This is a genomic window from Acidisoma sp. S159 (assembly GCF_009766125.1).
GTDB lineage: Bacteria > Pseudomonadota > Alphaproteobacteria > Acetobacterales > Acetobacteraceae > Acidisoma.
Map to the genome: position 1 here is coordinate 997,381 of NZ_LMUG01000059.1, position 19,902 is coordinate 1,017,282.

The following is a 19,902-nucleotide window of genomic DNA, read 5'->3' on the forward strand; positions in this document are numbered from 1 at the left end:
GCCGGTTCCGCACCAGTCGATTCGCATGTTAGCGGCGCGCCGGACCGTTCAGGAGGCCGCCGGTTCAAACGGCGACTGGCGCGAGAGTGCTTGGGAAGGCCGCGCGACGTAGCGGAGCTTCCGGGCGCCCTCACGTGTTGCATGCAAAAACGGAAGACATTCGGCTGCCCCAAGTCCTAAGGTCCCGGCACATTCTGGTTGCCCCTACCGTCGAGGAGATAGACCATGTCCGAGAGCCGGCCGCCGTTCCCACCGTTCACGCACGAAACCGCCGTCCAAAAGGTGCGAGGCGCCGAAAATGGCTGGAACACGTGCAATCCGGAGGGTGTGGCGCTCGCCTATTCAGTCGACAGTTACTGGCGCAATCGCGCCGAATTCGTCCAGGGGCGCCCCGCGATCATTCAGTTCCTCTCGCGTAAATGGATACGGGAGCTCGACTATCGGTTGATCAAGGAACTCTGGGCTTTCACGGGAAACAGGATCGCCGTCCGCTTCGCCTACGAATGTCATGATGACTCCGGCAATTGGTTTCGTTCTTATGGCAATGAGAATTGGGAGTTCGGGGAGGACGGGCTTATGCGGCGACGGTTTGCCTGCATCAACGACCTTCCGATCAAGGAGAGTGAGCGGAAGTATCACTGGGACCGGTCGGGTCCGCGCCCGATGGATCACCCCGGTCTTTCGGATCTGGGCTTGTAGACGTCGGGCGGGCGATACGGCGGCGATACAGTGACACGTCGTTTGCATTCCTTGCCCAAGTCTTGCAATGCGAGACGACCGGTGGCAGGACTCGCGGACTCCTGGTCGCCAGGACCCGGCCCGGCTTCGGGCTGAAAGTGCTTATGGATCTGAGTTCTTGGTCCATCCCGGATGCGGCTACCGCTCCGGAACGACAGGAGGGAGCATCATGACGAAGAATAAATCCGCCGAGGTCGCCCATATACGTGAGCAACTCGCGACACCGACCGATCTGAAGGCCGCGGCCACGCGGGATATTTCGGCAGCTCTAGGCGGCCTCCTGGCGGATGTCTTCGCATTGTATCTGAAGACGAAGAACTTTCACTGGCATATGAGCGGCCCGCATTTCCGGGATTACCATCTGCTCCTCGACGAGCATGGCGACCAGATCTTCGCGATGACCGATCCAATCGCGGAACGCGCGCGCAAGATTGGCGGCAATACGCTGCGCTCGATCGGCGATATTTCCCGCCAGCAGAGAATACTCGACAATGATGCCGAGTATGTCGATCCGCACGCCATGCTTGCCGAATTGGCTGGCGACAATCAGCATCTGGTGACCGCGATGCGCGAAGTCCACAACACCTGCGACACCTATGGGGATGTGGCGACGGCTAGCCTCTTGGAAGTGTGGATCGACGAGACCGAGCGGCGGACCTGGTTCCTGTTCGAGATCACCCGGAACAGGTCCGGCGCGAATAGCTGACAAATTGCTGTATTGACCACCCGGCATTCCATCGCCGGACAGATTTCTGATATCCCGTTCACTCCGCTGAGCGGGATATCAGAAAGCGCGTGGGGTGAGGGCATGACGCCGCTCGGCCCGCGCCCACTCGTTCGTTCCTGTCCGAAAAGGCCTTATCGCTTCCTAAGCGAGGTGGGCGTTTTTTTGGTCCATGCGACACCAGGGCTGTGCTCAAAACAAAATTGTGCAACGACTGCATCCGTGGCGGGTGCCGAAAAAACGCGCTTCGGCCGAGCGTGATGCCGGGGTCTCGTCGGATGACAGGAGGATGTGGAAGGAGCATACCGAGACAGCCTCGGCCAATGAGCAAGGCCAATGAGGACAAAGTCCTAGAGGGAGGAAAACATGGCCAAGATGATGAAAGCGGCAATATTCGTTGAGAAAGGCCGAATAGTTCTCGACGACAAACCGATACCAGATATTCGCCCGCAAGATGCGTTGATCCGCGTTACGACAACGACAATTTGCGGAACGGACGTGCATATCCTGAAAGGCGAATATCCTGTCGCCAAAGGGCTGACGATTGGCCATGAGCCGGTTGGCATCATCGAGAAGCTCGGTTCGTCGGTGCAGGGCTTTAAGGAAGGCCAGCGGGTCATCGCCGGGGCCATCACGCCTTCGGGCTGGAGCCATGCTTGTCTATGCGGCTGCGGCTCGCAGGACGGCGCCGGAACCAAGCATGGCTGGCAGGCGATCGGTGGTTGGAAATTTGGCAACACGATCGACGGTTGCCAGGCGGAATATGTCTGCGTTCCAGATGCCATGGCCAATCTGGCTCCGGTGGCTGACGACGTGACCGACGAACAAGTGCTGATGTGCCCCGACATCATGTCCACGGGTTTCGCGGGTGCTGAGACGGGCGAGATCAAGATCGGCGACACCGTCGCGGTCTTCGCGCAGGGGCCGATCGGGCTATGCGCGACCGCCGGGGCGAAGCTTATGGGCGCGACGACGATCATTGTGGTCGACACCGTGCCCGCGCGGCTGGAAATGGCGAAGCGCATGGGTGCGGACATCGTCGTGGATTTCAAGAAAGAAAATCCGGTCGACGCGATCATGCGGTTGACGGATGGCCGGGGCGTCGACGTTGCGATCGAGGCGCTGGGTACGCAACTTACCTTCGAGAACGCTTTGCGCGTTATCCGGCCCGGCGGCGTGCTTTCCAGCCTGGGTGTCTATTCATCCGACCTCAAGATCCCGCTCGACGCTTTCGCCGCGGGGCTTGGCAATAAATCCATCCGGACGACGCTGTGTCCCGGTGGCAAGGAACGGATGCGGCGTATGCTCAACGTGATTTCCTCGGGTCGCGTTGATCTTGGCGGTCTGGTGACGCATCGCTTCAAGCTCGAGCAGATCGAGGAGGCCTACGATCTGTTCGCGAACCAGCGCGATGGTGTGCTGAAGGTCGCCATCACGCCCTGACCCGATCGAGGCGAAACTCCGGGGACAGCCCTGGAAAAAAATGCCGCTCGACATCCTTCGCCGCTACCGATAGTGGCGGGGGATGTCCTTCACGCAGCCGGTGGCCGACTTGCCTGTTCTCGGCACCGTTCATCGAGCGCAGCGATCCCGGGGCCGCCTCAATCTAGGTTTCGGCCGCAGAGGCCCGGTGACGGCACTCATGCAATTGCGCCAGGAGGGTTGTCTCAAGGTACGCTTCCCGCGCCCCGAACCCGGTGCCGCGCCCGAGGCGGTGATCCTCAACACGGCAGGCGGCATTACGGGCGGTGATGACCTCACCCTCGATTTCCACGCTGCCCAGGGGAGCCGGGCCGTCATCACCACCCAGGCGGCGGAGCGCTTCTACCGAGCCACGACTGGCTCTCCGCCGGCGACCATCTCCACGCGGATCACAGTGGATGAAGGCGCAGCGCTCGACTGGCTGCCTCAGGAGGCGATCCTCTTCGAGGGTTGCCGGGTCAATCGCACCCTGAATGTGGATTTAGCGGCCGGTGCCCAATTCCTGGGCATCGAGACGTTGCTGTTCGGGAGGGTCGCGATGGGCGAGGTGCTGCGCGACGCGACGTTCCGCGACCGCATCGCGATTCGCATCGGCGGCTGGCTGGTCTTTCAGGACATGCTGCGGCTGGAGGGCGATCTTGCCGCCCTCATGGCCCGCGCCGCCATCGCGGCCGATGCCCGCGCGTTGGCGACCATCGTGATGATCTCGCCGGACGGAGAGGGCATGGTCCCAATCCTCCGCGAGCGTTTTGGCGGTGGCAGGATGGAGGATGGGGCGGTGGAAGTCGGAGTCTCCGCCCGGAATGGTGTCCTGCTGATGCGCGCGGTCGCCGCAGATGGCGCGGATTTGCGGCGGAGCATGATCGGGACGCTCAACCTGCTGCGCGGCGACGATCCGTTGCCGCGCGCTTGGCGGTTGTAACGACGGTCAGAACAATTCAGACGCCCACCATCTGTACGGATTGATGGCGGCGCTTACCGCAGCTTTCTTCATCACTTTAATGCCCCTTATTTCATCTTTGCCCTTCAGTTGCTTCGGCTTACCGGAGCTCATGTCGCTTATGTCCCAGAAGCATGTTTTGTCATCGTTAACGTCGTGGCTTACGAGAATATGCGGCTGGGTCTTGTCTCTAATATAGATCATGCTGCCTCGCGCATCGACGATCGATCCACGTTCGGATTGCGCCACAGGTTTCCCCGTCTCCTTCAGGATTTTCCCGAAGCACGCGATCATCTTGCCGAAACTCGGCACATTTTCTCGGGTTGAGGGGAGGCTCGACAGATGCTGGGCCGTCGTCTGAGCCCGCGCTTGCGGCTCTACTTCGGGGGATGCTTTCTGCTTGAGAATGAACGGCTTCGAGGGCTGCTCAATCGTTCGCTGCATTGAAGAGTTGTTTCGGATTCTGGAGACATCGGGCATGGCGGGCTTCCCATTCGAGTGCCGGAGTCGGCGCGAGCCGCCGCTTTTTCGGGCGTCCCAACTCTTGAGGGGGCATCAATTGAGAATTGGTGAGTTGTGGCGGAAGGTGCGCCTTCAAACCACTACGGCGTCTCGAGGATAGGGCCCAGGTCTTGCATGGCGGGGCGGGAGGCGACAGGCTAGCGCCGCATGCTGTTCTGCAGGGAGACCGGCCCGGATGAAGCTGACGCCACGCGAGAAGGACAAGCTGCTCATCAGCATGGCCGCCAGTGTCGCCCGGCGGCGGCTGGAGCGGGGCGTGGTGCTCAACTACCCCGAGGCGATCGCCCTGATCAGCGATTTCGTAGTGGAAGGGGCGCGGGACGGCCGCTCCGTCGCCGACCTCATGGAGGCGGGCGCCCATGTGCTGACCCGGGCGCAGGTGATGGAGGGCGTGCCGGAGATGATCGAGGACGTGCAGGTAGAGGCGACCTTCCCGGACGGTACGAAGCTCGTCACCGTGCATGAGCCGATCCGATGAGCGGCCCCATGATTCCCGGCGAAATTCTGCCTCTAGCGGGTGATATCGAGATCAACGCCGGTGCCGTCGAAGTAAAATTAACGGTTGCGAATACTGGCGATCGCCCGGTGCAGGTCGGCAGCCATTACCATTTCGCGGAGACTAACCCAGCGCTGCGCTTCGACCGGGCCGCGGCGCGCGGTTATCGGCTGGATATCGCGGCCGGCACCGCCGTGCGGTTCGAGCCGGGGCAGAGCCGGGAGGTCACGCTGATCCCGCTGCGAGGCAAGCGTGTGGTTTACGGGTTCCGTGGCGAGATCAACGGCGCGTTGGAAGGCTGACATCATGGCCCGCATGTCCCGCCATTCCTACGCCCATATGTTCGGCCCCACCGTGGGGGACCGAGTACGGCTGGCCGATACCGAATTATTCGTCGAGGTCGAGCGCGACTTCACAGTTTATGGCGAGGAGGTGAAGTTCGGCGGCGGCAAGGTCATCCGTGACGGCATGGGCCAGTCCCAAGTCACCAATGCGGCCGGGGCCGCCGACACCGTCATCACCAATGCGCTGATCATCGATCATTGGGGCATCGTGAAAGCCGACGTGTCGCTCAGGGACGGCCGCATTGCCGCCATCGGCAAGGCCGGTAATCCCGACACGCAGCCGAATGTCGATATCATCATCGGTCCGGGGACGGAGATCATCGCCGGCGAGGGCAAGATTCTCACTGCCGGCGGTTTCGATGCGCATGTGCATTTCATCTGCCCGCAGCAGGTCGAGGAAGCGCTGGCTTCCGGCATCACCACGCTGCTTGGCGGCGGCACCGGCCCGGCGACAGGCACCTCCGCCACCACCTGCACGCCAGGACCTTGGCATCTCGGGCGCATGATGCAGGCGGCGGAAGGGCTGCCGATCAACATCATGTTCGCGGGCAAGGGCAATGCGACGCGCCCCGAGGCGCTGGAGGAAATGGTGCGTGCCGGTGCCGCCGCGCTGAAGCTGCACGAGGATTGGGGCACCACGCCCGCCGCCATCGACAACTGTCTCTCCGTCGCCGATCGCTTCGACGTGCAGGTGATGATCCATACCGACACGCTGAACGAAAGCGGCTTCGTCGAGGACACGATCGCCGCCTTCAAGGATCGCACCATCCACGCCTACCACACGGAAGGCGCGGGCGGCGGCCATGCGCCGGACATCATCCGTGTGGCGGGATTGCCCAATGTCATCCCGTCCTCGACCAATCCGACGCGCCCCTACACGCTTAACACGCTGGACGAGCATCTCGACATGCTCATGGTCTGTCATCACCTCGACCCCTCGATCCCCGAGGACATCGCCTTCGCCGAAAGCCGCATCCGGCGCGAGACGATCGCGGCGGAGGATATTCTGCACGACCTCGGCGCCTTCTCAATCATCAGCTCGGACAGCCAGGCGATGGGCCGTGTGGGCGAGGTGATCACGAGGACCTGGCAGACAGCGCATAAGATGAAGGTGCAGCGTGGCGCTTTGCCGGGTGATGGTGCTGCCGACAATGCGCGGGTGAAGCGCTACATCGCCAAATATACCATGAACCCGGCCATCGCTCAGGGTGTCTCGGCCTATATCGGCTCGGTCGAGGTCGGCAAGATCGCCGATCTGGTGCTGTGGTCGCCGGCATTCTTCGGCGTGAAGCCCGATCTGGTGTTGAAAGCCGGTACGATCGCGATGGCGATGATGGGCGATCCCAATGCCTCGATCCCGACGCCTCAGCCGGTGCATGCGCGGCCGATGTTCGGCGGTTACGGCCGCAGTTTGGTGTTGTCGTCAGTGTTGTTCGTGTCGGGTGCGGCGATCGACGCGGATCTCGGCCGCAGCCTGGGCCTCACGCGGCAGTTGCTGCCGGTCTCCAATACGCGTGGCGGGATCGGCAAGCGTTCCATGATCCATAACGACGCGACGCCGGTAATCGAGGTCGATCCCGAGACTTATGAAGTACGCGCGGATGGCGTGATCCTGACTTGCGAGCCGGCGACGGTGTTGCCGATGGCGCAGCGGTATTTCTTGTTTTGAGGCGCTGACCATGCTGCGCTTTGCCGCTTGGGCGAATCCACCCCCGGCCCCTCCCTTTCAGGGAGGGGTGCAGAACGCATGTCCACTCCCTGAAAGGGAGGGGCCGGGGTGGGTCGCGGGTAAGTAACACTCGCATGATCCGCGCGACCGAATACATTCCCGCCGGTAGCTGGTCCACGTCCGAAGCCACCGATGCCGTGTTGCTTGACCACGACCACCGCCATCGTCGCCGCTTCCTCCTCAAAACTCTGGCTGGTGGCGAAGTCATGCTCGACCTTCCCCAAGCCGTTGCTCTGCGCGCTGGCGATGCATTGCGCCTGGAGGACGGGCGGCTCATCGCGGTGCAAGCCATGGCGGAGCGCGTGCTCGACATCCACGCCCATGACGAGGATGCCCTGATGCGCATCGCCTGGCATCTCGGCAACCGTCATCTTCCGGTGCAGTTCCTGCCGGGCCAGATACGTATCCGGTACGACCATGTCATAGCCGAAATGGTCGAAGGTCTCGGCGGACACGCGGAGGAGAACGACGCGCCATTCGATCCCGAATCCGGCGCCTACGCCCCCGGCACTGGCGGCCATCACCATCATCACGGCGACCACGACCATCATCATGACTGAGGACGGCGGGCTTTTGCGCCTGCTTGCCTGGCTGTCTCCGGCCTTCCCAACAGGAGGTTTCGCCTATAGCCACGGCCTCGAATGGGCGATCGAAAGGGGGGACGCGCGCAGCACTGCCGGTTTGGTCGCCTGGCTCGTGGATATCCTGGAACAAGGTAGCGGCCGCACTGACGCTATCCTGCTGCGCCACAGTCATCGCGCGACGACGGCCGAGGATTGGGCGGCGCTGTCTGAACTGGCGGAACTTGGCGCCGCCTTGCCCTTCGGCCGCGAACGCTTTCTGGAGACGACTGCCCAGGGCCGCGCCTTCCTCCTCGCCGCCGCCGCCTGGCCGGCGCCTGTTTTGGCGCGGCTCGCTGAAGGCGACATCGCGTATCCTATCGCTGTCGGCGCCGTTGCCGCCGCGCATGGCGTGCCAGAGGAGCGGGCGACGCTGGGTTTGCTGCACGCCTTCGCCGCGAATCTCGTTTCGGCGGCGGTGCGTCTCGTGCCTCTGGGCCAGCAGGCGGGCTTGCGCATTCTGGCGGCGCTGGAACCTGTTCTGCTATCCGTGGCGGAGGAAACACGCGCGGCGACGCTCGACGATCTCGGCACCGCCGCCTTACGCGCCGAATTGGCTGCCCTGCATCACGAGACACAATACACGCGTCTGTTCCGCAGCTGACGGGCTACACGTCGGTCGGTCGCACATATCCAAGAGGCTGACGGCGGTTGTAAACGGTGTAGGCCGCACAGCCAAGGCCGAGTACCGGTAGGGTGAACATCGCAAACGTCGACGGACTGAACCCGCCTTGGTAGGTCTGCGCGCCCGTCGTGAGGGCCGTGTTGTTGCAGAGCGTGGTGTTACTCGACGCTGGCAGAAGGTTCGTCGCGTTCGAGCAAATTTAGTTTTGGCCTAGAACTCGCGGAGACTTTTCCAGGCGTTGTCGTCGAGTTCCGGCATTTCGCCCGCAGACGACACGCCAAGGCGCGCTTTGCCGGCAGGATTTGTCATTCCCAAGAGAATTCTCCATCTGTTGAATGAGAACCTTTATTGCCGTTTCAGGTTAACAGTGAATTTATTTTGCCATTCGATATGATCCGACTTCGGAATGACTTGTGCCGATCGCTCGGCGTGCGCTCCACGAGCGGCACACCGCAACGACGTGCGGGCCACGCCTCGAGAAACGGTTGCTTGCGCGCTCTACCCCGCCTCGCTAACCACGTAATGCGCCTGGAGCGCCTTTATCGGATTGAGGTGACTTAGAGATGCATGCTTCTTCCCATGGCCCGCTGCGTGTCGGCGTCGGCGGCCCGGTCGGCACCGGTAAGACCGCGCTTATGGACGCGCTCTGCAAGCAATTTCGTGACCGTTACGAGATCGCGGCCATCACCAACGACATATACACCAAGGAGGATGCCGAGTTCCTCACGCGGGCCGGCTCGTTAACTCCGGATCGCATCCTCGGAATCGAAACCGGTGGCTGCCCGCACACCGCCATTCGCGAGGATGCCAGCATCAATATGGCGGGTGTTGCGGAATTGCGACGCCGCTTCCCGGCTCTGGATGTGATTCTCATTGAAAGCGGCGGCGACAATCTGGCGGCGACCTTCAGCCCGGAGCTTGCCGACATCACCATCTATGTCATCGACGTTTCCGCAGGCGACAAGATCCCGCGAAAGGGTGGGCCCGGTATAACACGCAGCGATCTTCTGGTGATCAACAAGATCGATCTCGCGCCTCATGTCGGCGCCAGCCTGGAAGTGATGGACCGGGATTCCCGCAAAATGCGCGGCGAGCGGCCTTTCGTTTTCACCAATATCCGAGCCGGGCACGGCGTCGCCGAAATCGCCGCTTTCATTGAGCGTCAGGGCGGGCTTGCCGGCGCCGCTTAGAAGCGGTTGCGCTCGCGCCCACATTGGTTTTCGATGGTGACGGCATCGCAGGATCAGTCCCATGGCGCATCACCAGCTTCCCTTCGTCCCCGAGACCATGCTTCGCGGCATCTTGGATGCCGCGGTGCCACCGGTACTGCGCGTCGCCTCCGGCGATACCGTGGCTTTGTCCGCTTTGCCAGCCGGCGGTCTCGATCGCATGCCAACAGACGGGCGCGCCATTCCGGAAATCTGGCGACGCGGGCTGGAGGCCTTTCCGGAGCCGCACGGCGGTCATTTCATGAGTGGCCCGGTCTATGTGGAGGGCGCGCGCATCGGCGACACGCTTGAGGTCGAAATCCTGGAGGCGCGTCCTTGGATGGAGTGGGGGTTCACCGCCATCATGCCCCTGCTTGGCGCGGCGCCGGAGGTTTTTACCGACTACGAAACAATCCATCCGAAGGTTGATCTTGCGGCATCGACGGTCGAACTGCCTTGGGGCACGCGCCTGCCGCTCGATCCTTTTTTCGGCATCATTGCCGTCGCGCCCCCGCCGGCCTGGGGTCCGTGCAGTTCCGTGCAGCCGCGCGCTTTCGGCGGCAATATGGACAACAAGGAACTCAAGCCCGGCGCCACCCTCTACCTTCCCATCTTCAATGATGGCGCGTTGTTCATGGCCGGCGACGGTCACGGCGTGCAAGGCGATGGCGAGGTCTGCATCTCGGCGCTCGAAATCGGCCTCACCGGCACCTTTCGCCTGACGGTGCGGCGCGACCTGCATCTCAAACGCCCCTTTGCCGAGACCGCCACGCATCTCATCTCGATCGGTCTAGATGAGGATTTGGACGACGCCGCGAAGCAGGCTGTTCTGGAAATGGTCGATCACGTCTGCGCCCGCACCAATCTCTCGCCCAACCAGGCCTATATGCTGTGCTCGCTTGCGGGTGATCTGCGGGTGACGCAGATCGTCGATATGGTGAAGGGCGCGCATATGATGCTGGCAAAAGACAAGCTCTGATCCCGGGTCGCCACCTACCCGATGGTGCGCACCGCGACCGCCGCAGCGGCGGCGCGGTTCTCCACTCCGAGTTTCGTGTAGATCTGCTCCAGGTGTTTCTGCACCGTGCGAGGACTGAGACCAAGGATCTCGGCGATATCCCGGCTCGATTTGCCATGCCCGATCCAGAGCAGAACTTCGGCCTCGCGCGCGGTCAGACCCAAACGCTCGCGGAGGCGGGATTCCTCGCTCGATGTCTGGCGTTCCTGCACGCGGAAGAGCAGTTCATCGGCCGCCAGCCGTCCGACATAGACGAATTGCAGCAACGGTGACTGCCCCGCCGTCGCCGCGACTTCTCCTGGCAATCGCTCGCCCGCTTCGCCAAGCCAGGCCGCCACCCAGTCGCAGGCCGTTTCCGAGATTCCGGCCTTCGCTAGCAGACGCGCCGCCTGGGGTGTTGACCAGGCGAGATTGCCCTGGGCGTCGGTCGCGAGCAGGAAGCGGCCGGCGGTGTCGAGCGCGGCATGAGCGCTTCGCGTGCGCCGCGCGCCCATCAGGTGGACGCTTATCCGGGCCACGACTTCGTCGAGTTGCAGCGGTTTGGTGACGTAATCCACGCCGCCGGCCTCCAATCCGCGTACCACATCCTCGCTTTCCGTGAGGCCGGTCATGAAGACGATGGGAACGGAGGCGAGCGCCGGATTCCGCTTCATGCGTCGGCAAGCCTCGAAACCATCCATATCGGGCATCATGGCGTCGATGAGGATGATGTCGGGCAGCACCCGCGCGATGACCATCATCGCCGCGGCAGCGGATTGCGCCATCAGCACCGTGTAGCCGGCATTCTCCAGCGTCTCATTGAGAACGCCGAGCGTGCCTGGCGAGTCATCGACCACCAGAACGATGTCGCGCCGGTTCACGAAGCGGTCACCGCGGCACCGGCGCGGTCGAGTGCCAGAACAAAATCGTCGAGGCGATATTCAGCGATTGGAGCCCGCAAAGGTTCCAGCGCGGCGCTCAAAGCGGGGAACTCGTCGCCCAGGCTGTCGAGCCGCTGGCGGATGCCCCGCACATAGCCGATGGCCGCGAGCGCCCGCAGCTCATCGAGCTGCGCGGGTGTCAGCGTCGCCGCCGATTCAGCGACGGGCGCGACATCGCTTTCGAGCCGCATCCATTCGACGCCGAGCAGCCGCCCGATCGTTTCCAGAAGAAGATCGAGCCGCAGCGGTTTCGCCATGACGTCGTCATGGTGCTGCCCTTCGCGCGGCGCTGCCTCCAACTCCCGCGCATTGGCGGAGATGATGACGATCGGCGCGCGCGCGTAAACATCGTCCCGCAAGCGCGCCGCCACGTCCCATCCCGTCATGTCGGGCATCGACAGGTCGAGCAGAATGAGATCGGGACGCCACTGTGCCGCCATCTCCAGGCAATCGACACCGCCAGCCGCCCCCATGACGGTGAAGCCGAGCGGCGTAAGCAAATCGAGCATCAACGCGCGTTGCGACGGATCATCATCGGCGACAAGCACGGTAAGGCGCCGCCCGCGATAGCCGGTGATTTCCAGCGTTGGTGGGCTAGGCCGCAAGGTTTCGGCAGCCTCCGACAGCATGAGCCTCAGCCGGAAACGGCTTCCTTTGCCGATCTCGCTGCTGGCGACCGTAACCTCGCCGCCCATGACCTCGGTCAGCAGCCGGACGATTGTCAGGCCAAGTCCGGTCCCAGGGGTCGATTGCGCGTCGCCCGCGCGCTGAAACGGCTCGAAAATACGCGCGATGTCGCTGGCCGCTATGCCGCGGCCGGTATCGGCGATCTCGAACTCGGCGACCTGGCTGCGGTAACGGACCGAGAAGGTGACACGGCCACGATCGGTGAACTTGATGGCGTTGGAGAGCAGATTGATCAGCACCTGCCGCATGCGATGCTCATCCGCATAGACCAGGCTGGGCAGCCCTTCCGCGCGATAGACCAATTCGATGCCCTTCGTCTCCGCCTGAAGCTGCATCATCTGCACGAGGTGATCGAGGAATTCCGGTAGCCGGATTTCATCGCGGTAAAGTTCGATATGCCCCGCCTCGATCTTGGAGATATCGAGCAATCCGCCGATCAGCGCGGTGAGATGTTCGCCGCTGCGCCGGATGATGCGCAAACCCTCGCGCTTTCGCGCCGGGATGTCGGTGTCCTTTTCCAGAAGCTGCGCATAGCCGAGGATGGCGTTGAGCGGGCTGCGTAGTTCATGGCTTATGCCGACCACGTAGCGACTTTTGGCGCGGCTTGCGGCCTCGGCGGCCTCCTTGGCGCGTTGCAGCGCCGCGTCGGTCCGCTGATGCGCGCCGATCTCGTCCAGCAGCAGCCCGGTCTGCCGCCGGGTCTCCTCCTCCGCCGTTCGCCGGCTTTCCTGCGCGAGCACCGCCAGCCAGGACACGACGCCACCGATCACCAGCATGATGAGGAAGGTCTTCCAGAACGCCGCGCGCGCCACCTCATGCGTCAACGGCGCCTCGCCAATCGTCTGGGCGGCGATGGCGACCAGCAACAGGCCGGTGCCGGCGGCGAAGAGGAAGAACACGCCGGCGAAGCGCGCCAGCCGCACGTTCACAAGGTTGACGATTGCCTCAGGCAGCACCGCCCGTAGGGGCTTGGTCACCTGCGCGGCGATGCGGCCATGCGGCTTACAGGCATCATGGCAGCGCGCATCGAGCGAGCAGCAAAGCGAGCAGATCGGTCCGGCATAGACCGGGCAATAGGCCATATCCTCAGGCTCGAAGGCATGCTCGCAGACCCGGCAGGGGATGGTGCCGCGCGAGGCCCAGGCCGCACGGCCACGGCGCGCGAGATAGGTTCGCCCGCCGGTGGCCCAGGCAATGACAGGCGCCGCCACGAAGGCTGAGCCGAAAGCCACGAAGGTCGAAAGTGCGCCCGCCACCGGCCCCAGCAGCCCGGCATAGGCGCAGAGCGAGAGGATCACCGCCAGCAGCATCGCTCCGACACCGACCGGATTGATGTCGAAGAGATGCGCGCGCTTGAACTCGATTCCCTTGGGGCTGAGCCCCAGGCGTTTGTTGACGACGAGATCCGCCACCAGCGCGCCCATCCATCCGGCGGCGATATCCGAATAGACCACCAGCGTATGCTGGATGGTTTGGGTCACCCCTGTCTCCATCAGCAGCAGGGCGATGGCGATGTTGAAGATCAGCCAGACCACCCGACCCGGATGGCTATGGGTCAGCCGCGAGAAGAAATTCGACCAGGCGAGCGACCCGGCATAGGCATTAGTGACGTTGATCTTGATCTGCGACAGCACGACCAGCGCGGCGGTCAACGCGATCGCCATCCCCGGCGAGGCGATGGTGCTGAATGCGAGCCGGTACATCTCCGCCGGCTGCACGGCGCGTGACGGAATAAGCCCGGTCCGCAAAGCCGCATAGGCGAGCAGCGAGCCCGCGAGAAGCTTCACGATATCGATGGCGATCCAGCCAGGACCGCCGAGCAACAGCGCCATCCACCACCGCAGGCCGCTCATGCTTTTGCGCGGCGGCAGGAAGCGGATGAAATCGACCTGCTCGGCCGTCTGCGTGATCAGCGCGAAAAGGATCGAGGCGGCGGCGCCAAAGGCAACAAGATGAAAACCGTTGCTCGCTTGATGGTCTCCGCCATAGTGCGCCCAGCCGCCGAGCCATTCCGGATGGACGACCAGCATCGCCGCGATCGGCACCAGGTTGAGCACGAACCAGATCGGCTGCGTCCACAGCTGCAACCGGCTGATGAAGGTGATGCCATGGGTGACCAGTGGCACCACCACGACGGCGCAAAGAATATATCCGAGCCATTCCGGCACGCCGAAAAATGCCTGCAGCATCGCCGCGAGAATCACGGCCTCGATGCCGAAGAAGATGAAGGTGAAGGACGCGTAGATCAGCGAGGTGATCGTCGAGCCGATATAGCCGAAGCCCGCGCCGCGCGTGAGCAGATCGACATCCACGCCCGCCCGCGCCGCATGCACGCAAACCGGCAGGCTGATCGCGAAAATCATGATGCTGACGAAGACGATCGCGGCGACGCTATTGGTGAAACCATAGGCGAGGGTAATGCCGCCGCCGATTGCCTCCAGCGCCAGAAAGGACACGGCACCCAGCGCCGTATTGGCGACGCGTAGCGCCGACCACTTGCGGGCGCTCTTGGCGGTGAAGCGGAGAGCGTAATCCTCGAGCGTCTGATTGGCGACCCAGCGGTTGTACTCCCGCCGCGTCGGCACGATGCGCTGGCGTGCCGCGCGTGGTGCCGCCGGTTGAAGCTTGCTCACCCGCTCAGCCTCTCCCCGTCAACGTTGCTGCCGCCAAGAGGAGAGGAGGCCGGCGCAAACCCGCCATACGCAGTTTCGCGTATGGCGCAACGGCGAAGCGCTGCTCAGTTTCGGAGCCGTATAGCTGAACGATCCCGCAACGAAGCTGTCCCCCTTTAGGAGCTGAGCCCATGACGGACGAGACAGTCAGAAACGAAGACACATCCGTGGCGCCCGCCGGCCCAGGACGGCGCGACCTCGGCAAGCTCGGGTTGGCCGCGGCCGCCGCGGTCACTCTCGGCACCACCGTTCTCGGCAGCAGCCGGGCACGGGCGCAATCCTCCGGGTCGATCAAGGTCGGTATCCTCCATTCACTCTCCGGCACCATGGCCATCAGCGAGACTCCGCTCAAGGAAGTCATGCTGATGCTGATTGCCCAGCAGAACGCGAATGGCGGCGTGCTTGGCCGTCAGCTCGAGGCCGTGGTGGTCGATCCCGCCTCCAACTGGCCGCTTTTCGCCGAGAAGGCCAAGCAGCTCCTCAGCGTCAACAAGGTCTCGGCCACTTTCGGTTGCTGGACCAGCGTCTCCCGCAAATCGGTGCTGCCGGTTTTCGAGCAGATGAACGGCATCCTGTTCTACCCGGTCCAGTATGAGGGCCAGGAGTGCAGCCGCAATGTCTTCTACACCGGTGCGGCGCCGAACCAGCAGGCGATCCCCGCGGTGGACTACCTGATGAACACCGAGCACGTAAAGCGGTGGGTTCTGGCCGGAACCGACTATGTCTATCCCCGCACCACGAACAAGATCCTGGAAGCCTATCTGAAGTCCAAGGGCGTCGCGGCCTCGGACATCATGATCAACTACACGCCCTTCGGCTATTCCGACTGGCAGGGCATCGTCTCCCAGATCAAGAGCTTCGGCTCCTCGGGCCAGAAAACCGCCGTGGTCTCCACCATCAACGGCGACGCCAATGTTCCTTTCTACAAGGAACTCGGCAATCAGGGGATCAAGGCGACCGACATCCCGGTCGTGGCCTTCAGCGTCGGCGAGCAGGAATTGGCCGGCATCGACACCAAGCCGCTGGTCGGCCATCTCGCCGCCTGGAATTACTTCGAGAGCGTCGATGCGCCCGCGAATGCCCAGTTCATCAGCGACTTCAAGAAATTCGCCAAAAACGACAAGCGGGTGACCAATGACCCCATGGAAGCCGCCTATATCGGCTTCAACATGTGGGTGAAGGCGGTCGAGAAGGCGAATACCACGGATGTGGACGCCGTGATCGACGCGATGGTCGGTGTCGCCGTGCCGAACCTGACCGGCGACTACGCCACGATGATGCCCAACCACCACATCACCAAGCCCGTGCTCATCGGTGAAATTCAGGGCGACGGCCAGTTCAATGTGGTTTGGCAGACCCCCGGCACCATCGTCGCTCAGCCCTGGTCGCCGTATTTGCCGGAAAGCAAGGACCTGATCGGCGACTGGCTGCCGCCAATGTCCTGCGGAAATTACGACGTGGTTCAGGGCAAGTGCCTCAGCGCTAAACCGGCCTAACCGGGACGGGGGGAGAGGCGCATGACGCCCGCTGCATGTCTGTCCGATCGAAAGTCTCCCGACGCGGTTCTGTCATTGCGCCCCTCTCATCATCCTCGGCACTTGCCGAGGGTGATGGCGGGGAAGGGCGGCACGCGGCGCGGTTTCGCCTCTCTCTGCTGTGCCCTGGCGCTTACCCTTTTTCTTGTCTTTGGTGGGGCGAAGGCTCGCGCTGATACGGCTGCCGATCCCTATGCCGGCCTAGCCTCGCAGAGCTTCGACTCAATCGTTTCGGCCGTGCAGGCCGTTGCCTTGTCCGGCGATGCCCGCGCGCATCAGGTTCTCGACGCCCTCGGCAACAACGCACTCTATACTTGGCGCTACGACCGTCCCGACCACGCTCTCTTCATCCACGATCCGCAGACCGGGAAATGGCTGAACGCGCGGACAGGTGATCCGGTTCACGCCCCACCTTTCATGCAGGTTCGCCGCATCGTCGCGAATGATATGGTGAAGAATGCGCTCCAGACGGCGACTGGCGTTCTGGATCTTTCCTCCCCGGATCCGGCGCTCCGCAAGGCCGCCGCGAGCGCGATCTTCGCCAACCCTGCCGCCGCCACACTACCGGGTGTGCGGCATGCGCTTTCCATTGAGAAGAACCCCGCCGCGCGTGCGGCACTCCTGCAAGCGGAAGCCGCCGATATCCTCTCGACGCCATCCGCGAGCAGCGACGAGCGGCTCGCCGCCATCCACGCGGTAGCCGCGCGCGACGATATGCCAGCGCGCAACCTGCTCTCATCTCTGCAGGGCGAGCACGGACCGGTGGCAACCGCCGCCGCCGCCGCCATTGCGCATATCGATTTCACGCTGCGTCTGTGGAGCTGGCTGGAGACAGTCTATTACGGCTTGAGCCTCGGTTCCGTCTTGCTACTCGCCGCCGCTGGCCTCGCCATCACCTTCGGCGTGATGGGCGTGATCAACATGGCGCATGGCGAAATGGTTATGATCGGCGCCTATGTCACCTTCAGCGTGCAGCAGGTCTTCCGTGCCTATATTCCGGATATGTTTGGCAGCAGCCTGATCGTCGCGATCCCGGCCGCCTTTCTGGTCGCCGGTGCGATCGGTATCCTGATCGAACGCTGCATGATCCGCTTCCTCTATGGCCGACCGCTGGAAACCTTGCTGGCAACCTGGGGACTTAGCCTCATCCTGCAACAGGCGATCCGCAGCATCTTCGGCGCCGAGAACCAGAATGTCGGCACGCCGGACTGGATGAGCGGCTATTTCGCGCTGGGTGGTCTCACGATCACGCTCAACCGCCTCGCCATCATCGTTTTCACCATTATCGTACTCGCGGCTTTGATGGCGGTGATGCGCTACACGCCGCTGGGCTTGCGGATGCGGGCGGTAACGCAAAACCGTCGCATGGCGGCCTCCATGGGCATCCGCACCCCATGGATCGACGCGATGACCTTCGGCCTCGGCTCGGGCATCGCCGGGATCGCTGGCGTGGCGCTCAGCCAGATCGACAATGTGTCGCCGAATCTCGGTCAGAACTACATCATCGACAGCTTCATGGTGGTGGTCTTCGGCGGTGTCGGCAATCTGTGGGGCACGACGCTCGCGGCGCTCGTGCTCGGCATCGTCAACAAGGCTCTGGAGCCGGTGGCGGGCGCTGTTCTCGGTAAAATCGTCGTGCTCGTGCTCATCATCCTGTTCATCCAGCGCCGGCCGCGTGGCTTGTTCCCGGTCAAGGGACGGGCGGTGGAGGCATGACCCGCCTTTCTTTCACCGTAACGCCCGTCATCATCATTGTCGTCGCGGCGATACTCGCGATCCTGAACCTTGGGACGCCGGCAACCAGCGCCCTGCATGTCTCGGATTTTGTCGTTGGGCTTGCCGGGAAATACCTGTGCTACGCGATGCTGGCCCTCGCCGTTGATCTTGTCTGGGGCTTTGCCGGCATCCTGACACTGGGCCATGCCGCTTTCTTCGCCCTCGGCGGTTACGCGATGGGCATGTATCTCACGCGGGAGATCGGCGCACGCGGTGTGTATGCGAATGCACAGCTGCCGGATTTCATGATCTTTCTCGGCTGGAAGAACCTGCCCTGGTATTGGCACGGCTTCGCGCATTTTCCCTTCGCGATCGTCATGGCGCTCATCGTTCCTGGCGTTCTGGCCGCCATCTTCGGCTTCTTTGCTTTCCGCAGCCGCGTCGGCGGTGTCTATCTCTCGATCATCACTCAAGCGCTGACCTACGCGCTGCTGCTCGCCTTCTTCCGCAACGACATGGGTTTCGGCGGCAATAACGGGATGACCGACTTCAAGGACATCCTCGGCGCGCCGATCGGCCGCAGCAGCACCGGCACCGCGCTGATGGTTATCTCCGCGATCTGCACGGCGCTCGCCTATATCGGCGCGCGTTGGCTCACCGGCAGCCGCTTCGGCAAAGTGATGGTGGCGATGCGAGATGCCGAAAGCCGCACGCGGTTCCTCGGCTATCGGCCCGAATACTACAAGCTCGTCGTCTGGACCCTTTCGGCGATGCTCGCAGGTATCGGAGGGGCGCTTTATGTCCCGCAGGTCGGCATCATCAACCCGAGCGAATTCGCGCCCGCCAATTCCATCGAGGCGGTAATCTGGGTTGCTGTGGGCGGTCGGGGTACCTTGTCCGGCGCGATCTTAGGCGCGGTGCTGGTCAACCTTGGCAAGACGATCCTGACGGGCGCACTGCCCGGCGCTTGGCTCTATGCGCTGGGCGGTTTGTTCATCCTGGTCACGATCTTCCTGCCGCGCGGAATCGTCGGCAGCCTGCGCCGCAAGAATGCGCGGGACGCTATTTTGCCGACCTCGGACGAGCCGCAGGGCATAGCGGCCATCGACAGTGTGCAGGCCGATTTGCGTGAGAGCGGCGCCGAAATGGAGAAGCCCGCATGAACCAGCCGATCGGGCCAACCTCCGACACGATTCTCTACCTCAGTGGCGTCAACAAGACCTTCGATGGATTCCGTGCGATTAACAACCTCTCCATCACGCTAGACCGTGGCGAGATGCGCGCGGTGATCGGCCCGAATGGTGCGGGTAAAAGCACCATGATGGACATCATCACGGGCAAGACCCGGCCGGATGCCGGCCGTGTTGTATTCGGCGCCTCGACAGACCTCACCCGTATGGACGAGCCGGCGATCGCCTCGCTGGGTATCGGCCGCAAGTTCCAGAAACCGACTGTCTTCGAAAGCCACACCGTCTGGGACAATCTGCTGCTGGCGCTCGCCGGCGACCGTCGCGCCCGCTTCACGCTTCGTGCGCGTCGCACAGCAGCCGAAACCGAGAAGGTCGAGGCGCTGCTTGAAACCATCAGGCTCACGTCGCATCGCAACAGGCTCGCAGCCAATCTCTCGCACGGCCAGAAGCAATGGCTGGAAATCGGCATGCTGCTCGCCCAGGATCCGCAGCTTCTGCTGGTCGATGAGCCCGTCGCTGGCATGACCGATTCCGAGACCGAGCAAACGGCACATCTGCTGCGCGACATCAACCGCACGCGCAGCGTCGTGGTGGTGGAGCATGACATGGCCTTCGTTCGCGCGCTCGGCGTCAAGGTCACGGTGCTGCATGAGGGAAGCGTGCTCTCGGAGGGCACGCTCGATCACGTCAGCGCCGATCCGCGCGTCATCGACGTCTATCTCGGCCGTTAAGGAGC

Annotated in this window: 18 protein-coding genes; 15 read left to right on the plus strand and 3 right to left on the minus strand. The window is 63.0% G+C overall.

What is annotated here, in order from left to right:
- Positions 1-225: 225 nt before the first annotated feature.
- From GSQ92_RS21385 to GSQ92_RS21400, 4 genes are all read left to right on the plus strand, one after another.
- Positions 226-699 (plus strand): nuclear transport factor 2 family protein, encoded by a 474-nt coding sequence (locus GSQ92_RS21385; protein WP_158801905.1) that lies wholly within the window; start codon positions 226-228, stop codon positions 697-699.
- A gap of 208 nt (positions 700-907) precedes the next feature.
- On the plus strand, positions 908-1,444 hold the full coding sequence (locus tag GSQ92_RS21390) for a Dps family protein (protein WP_158801904.1): 537 nt from the start codon (positions 908-910) through the stop codon (positions 1,442-1,444).
- A gap of 384 nt (positions 1,445-1,828) precedes the next feature.
- Positions 1,829-2,905, plus strand: coding sequence for an NAD(P)-dependent alcohol dehydrogenase (locus GSQ92_RS21395; protein WP_158801903.1), 1,077 nt, complete (start codon positions 1,829-1,831; stop codon positions 2,903-2,905).
- A gap of 82 nt (positions 2,906-2,987) precedes the next feature.
- Positions 2,988-3,866, plus strand: a complete 879-nt coding sequence (locus GSQ92_RS21400; RefSeq protein ID WP_158801902.1) for an urease accessory protein UreD — start codon at positions 2,988-2,990, stop codon at positions 3,864-3,866.
- Between the two features lie 6 nt (positions 3,867-3,872).
- Here GSQ92_RS21400 and GSQ92_RS21405 read toward each other — a convergent pair whose 3' ends face one another.
- Entirely contained in the window at positions 3,873-4,364 is a 492-nt protein-coding gene (locus tag GSQ92_RS21405) for a hypothetical protein (protein ID WP_158801901.1), read from the minus strand.
- A gap of 217 nt (positions 4,365-4,581) precedes the next feature.
- On the opposite strand from GSQ92_RS21405, the gene GSQ92_RS21410 reads away from it, so the two are divergent.
- The 7 genes from GSQ92_RS21410 to GSQ92_RS21440 all read left to right on the plus strand — a co-directional run bounded on the left by GSQ92_RS21410 (position 4,582) and on the right by GSQ92_RS21440 (position 10,407).
- Positions 4,582-4,884 (plus strand): urease subunit gamma, encoded by a 303-nt coding sequence (locus tag GSQ92_RS21410; protein ID WP_158801900.1) that lies wholly within the window; start codon positions 4,582-4,584, stop codon positions 4,882-4,884.
- Between the two features lie 8 nt (positions 4,885-4,892).
- Positions 4,893-5,204: an urease subunit beta gene (locus GSQ92_RS21415; protein WP_158801958.1), complete on the plus strand. Its 312-nt coding sequence runs from the start codon at positions 4,893-4,895 to the stop codon at positions 5,202-5,204.
- 4 nt (positions 5,205-5,208) lie between these two features.
- On the plus strand, positions 5,209-6,915 hold the full coding sequence (gene ureC, locus GSQ92_RS21420; protein WP_158801899.1) for an urease subunit alpha: 1,707 nt from the start codon (positions 5,209-5,211) through the stop codon (positions 6,913-6,915).
- 134 nt (positions 6,916-7,049) lie between these two features.
- Positions 7,050-7,535, plus strand: a complete 486-nt coding sequence (ureE, locus tag GSQ92_RS21425; RefSeq protein WP_158801898.1) for an urease accessory protein UreE — start codon at positions 7,050-7,052, stop codon at positions 7,533-7,535.
- Entirely contained in the window at positions 7,528-8,199 is a 672-nt protein-coding gene (locus GSQ92_RS21430; RefSeq protein WP_158801897.1) for an urease accessory protein UreF, read from the plus strand. Before ureE ends, GSQ92_RS21430 begins: the two co-directional genes overlap by 8 nt.
- 584 nt (positions 8,200-8,783) lie before the next feature.
- Positions 8,784-9,410, plus strand: a complete 627-nt coding sequence (gene ureG, locus GSQ92_RS21435) for an urease accessory protein UreG (protein ID WP_158801896.1) — start codon at positions 8,784-8,786, stop codon at positions 9,408-9,410.
- A gap of 61 nt (positions 9,411-9,471) precedes the next feature.
- The gene (locus GSQ92_RS21440) at positions 9,472-10,407 is read left to right on the plus strand and encodes an acetamidase/formamidase family protein (protein WP_158801895.1); all 936 of its coding nucleotides are present in this window, start codon (positions 9,472-9,474) and stop codon (positions 10,405-10,407) included.
- 14 nt (positions 10,408-10,421) lie between these two features.
- On the opposite strand, the gene GSQ92_RS21445 is transcribed toward GSQ92_RS21440, so the two are convergent.
- Both GSQ92_RS21445 and GSQ92_RS21450 read right to left on the minus strand, forming a co-directional pair.
- On the minus strand, positions 10,422-11,306 hold the full coding sequence (locus GSQ92_RS21445) for a DNA-binding response regulator (protein WP_158801894.1): 885 nt from the start codon (positions 11,304-11,306) through the stop codon (positions 10,422-10,424).
- On the minus strand, positions 11,303-14,686 hold the full coding sequence (locus tag GSQ92_RS21450; protein ID WP_158801893.1) for an ATP-binding protein: 3,384 nt from the start codon (positions 14,684-14,686) through the stop codon (positions 11,303-11,305). Before GSQ92_RS21450 ends, GSQ92_RS21445 begins: the two co-directional genes overlap by 4 nt.
- Positions 14,687-14,856: 170 nt before the next feature.
- On the opposite strand from GSQ92_RS21450, the gene urtA reads away from it, so the two are divergent.
- The 4 genes from urtA (at position 14,857) to urtD (ending at position 19,897) form a co-directional block, all read left to right on the plus strand.
- Positions 14,857-16,221, plus strand: a complete 1,365-nt coding sequence (urtA, locus tag GSQ92_RS21455; protein ID WP_158801892.1) for an urea ABC transporter substrate-binding protein — start codon at positions 14,857-14,859, stop codon at positions 16,219-16,221.
- A gap of 114 nt (positions 16,222-16,335) precedes the next feature.
- Positions 16,336-17,976, plus strand: a complete 1,641-nt coding sequence (urtB, locus tag GSQ92_RS21460) for an urea ABC transporter permease subunit UrtB (protein ID WP_158801957.1) — start codon at positions 16,336-16,338, stop codon at positions 17,974-17,976.
- On the plus strand, positions 17,973-19,139 hold the full coding sequence (urtC, locus tag GSQ92_RS21465; protein ID WP_158801891.1) for an urea ABC transporter permease subunit UrtC: 1,167 nt from the start codon (positions 17,973-17,975) through the stop codon (positions 19,137-19,139). Before urtB ends, urtC begins: the two co-directional genes overlap by 4 nt.
- The gene (gene urtD, locus GSQ92_RS21470) at positions 19,136-19,897 is read left to right on the plus strand and encodes an urea ABC transporter ATP-binding protein UrtD (protein WP_158801890.1); all 762 of its coding nucleotides are present in this window, start codon (positions 19,136-19,138) and stop codon (positions 19,895-19,897) included. Before urtC ends, urtD begins: the two co-directional genes overlap by 4 nt.
- Positions 19,898-19,902: the final 5 nt, after the last annotated feature.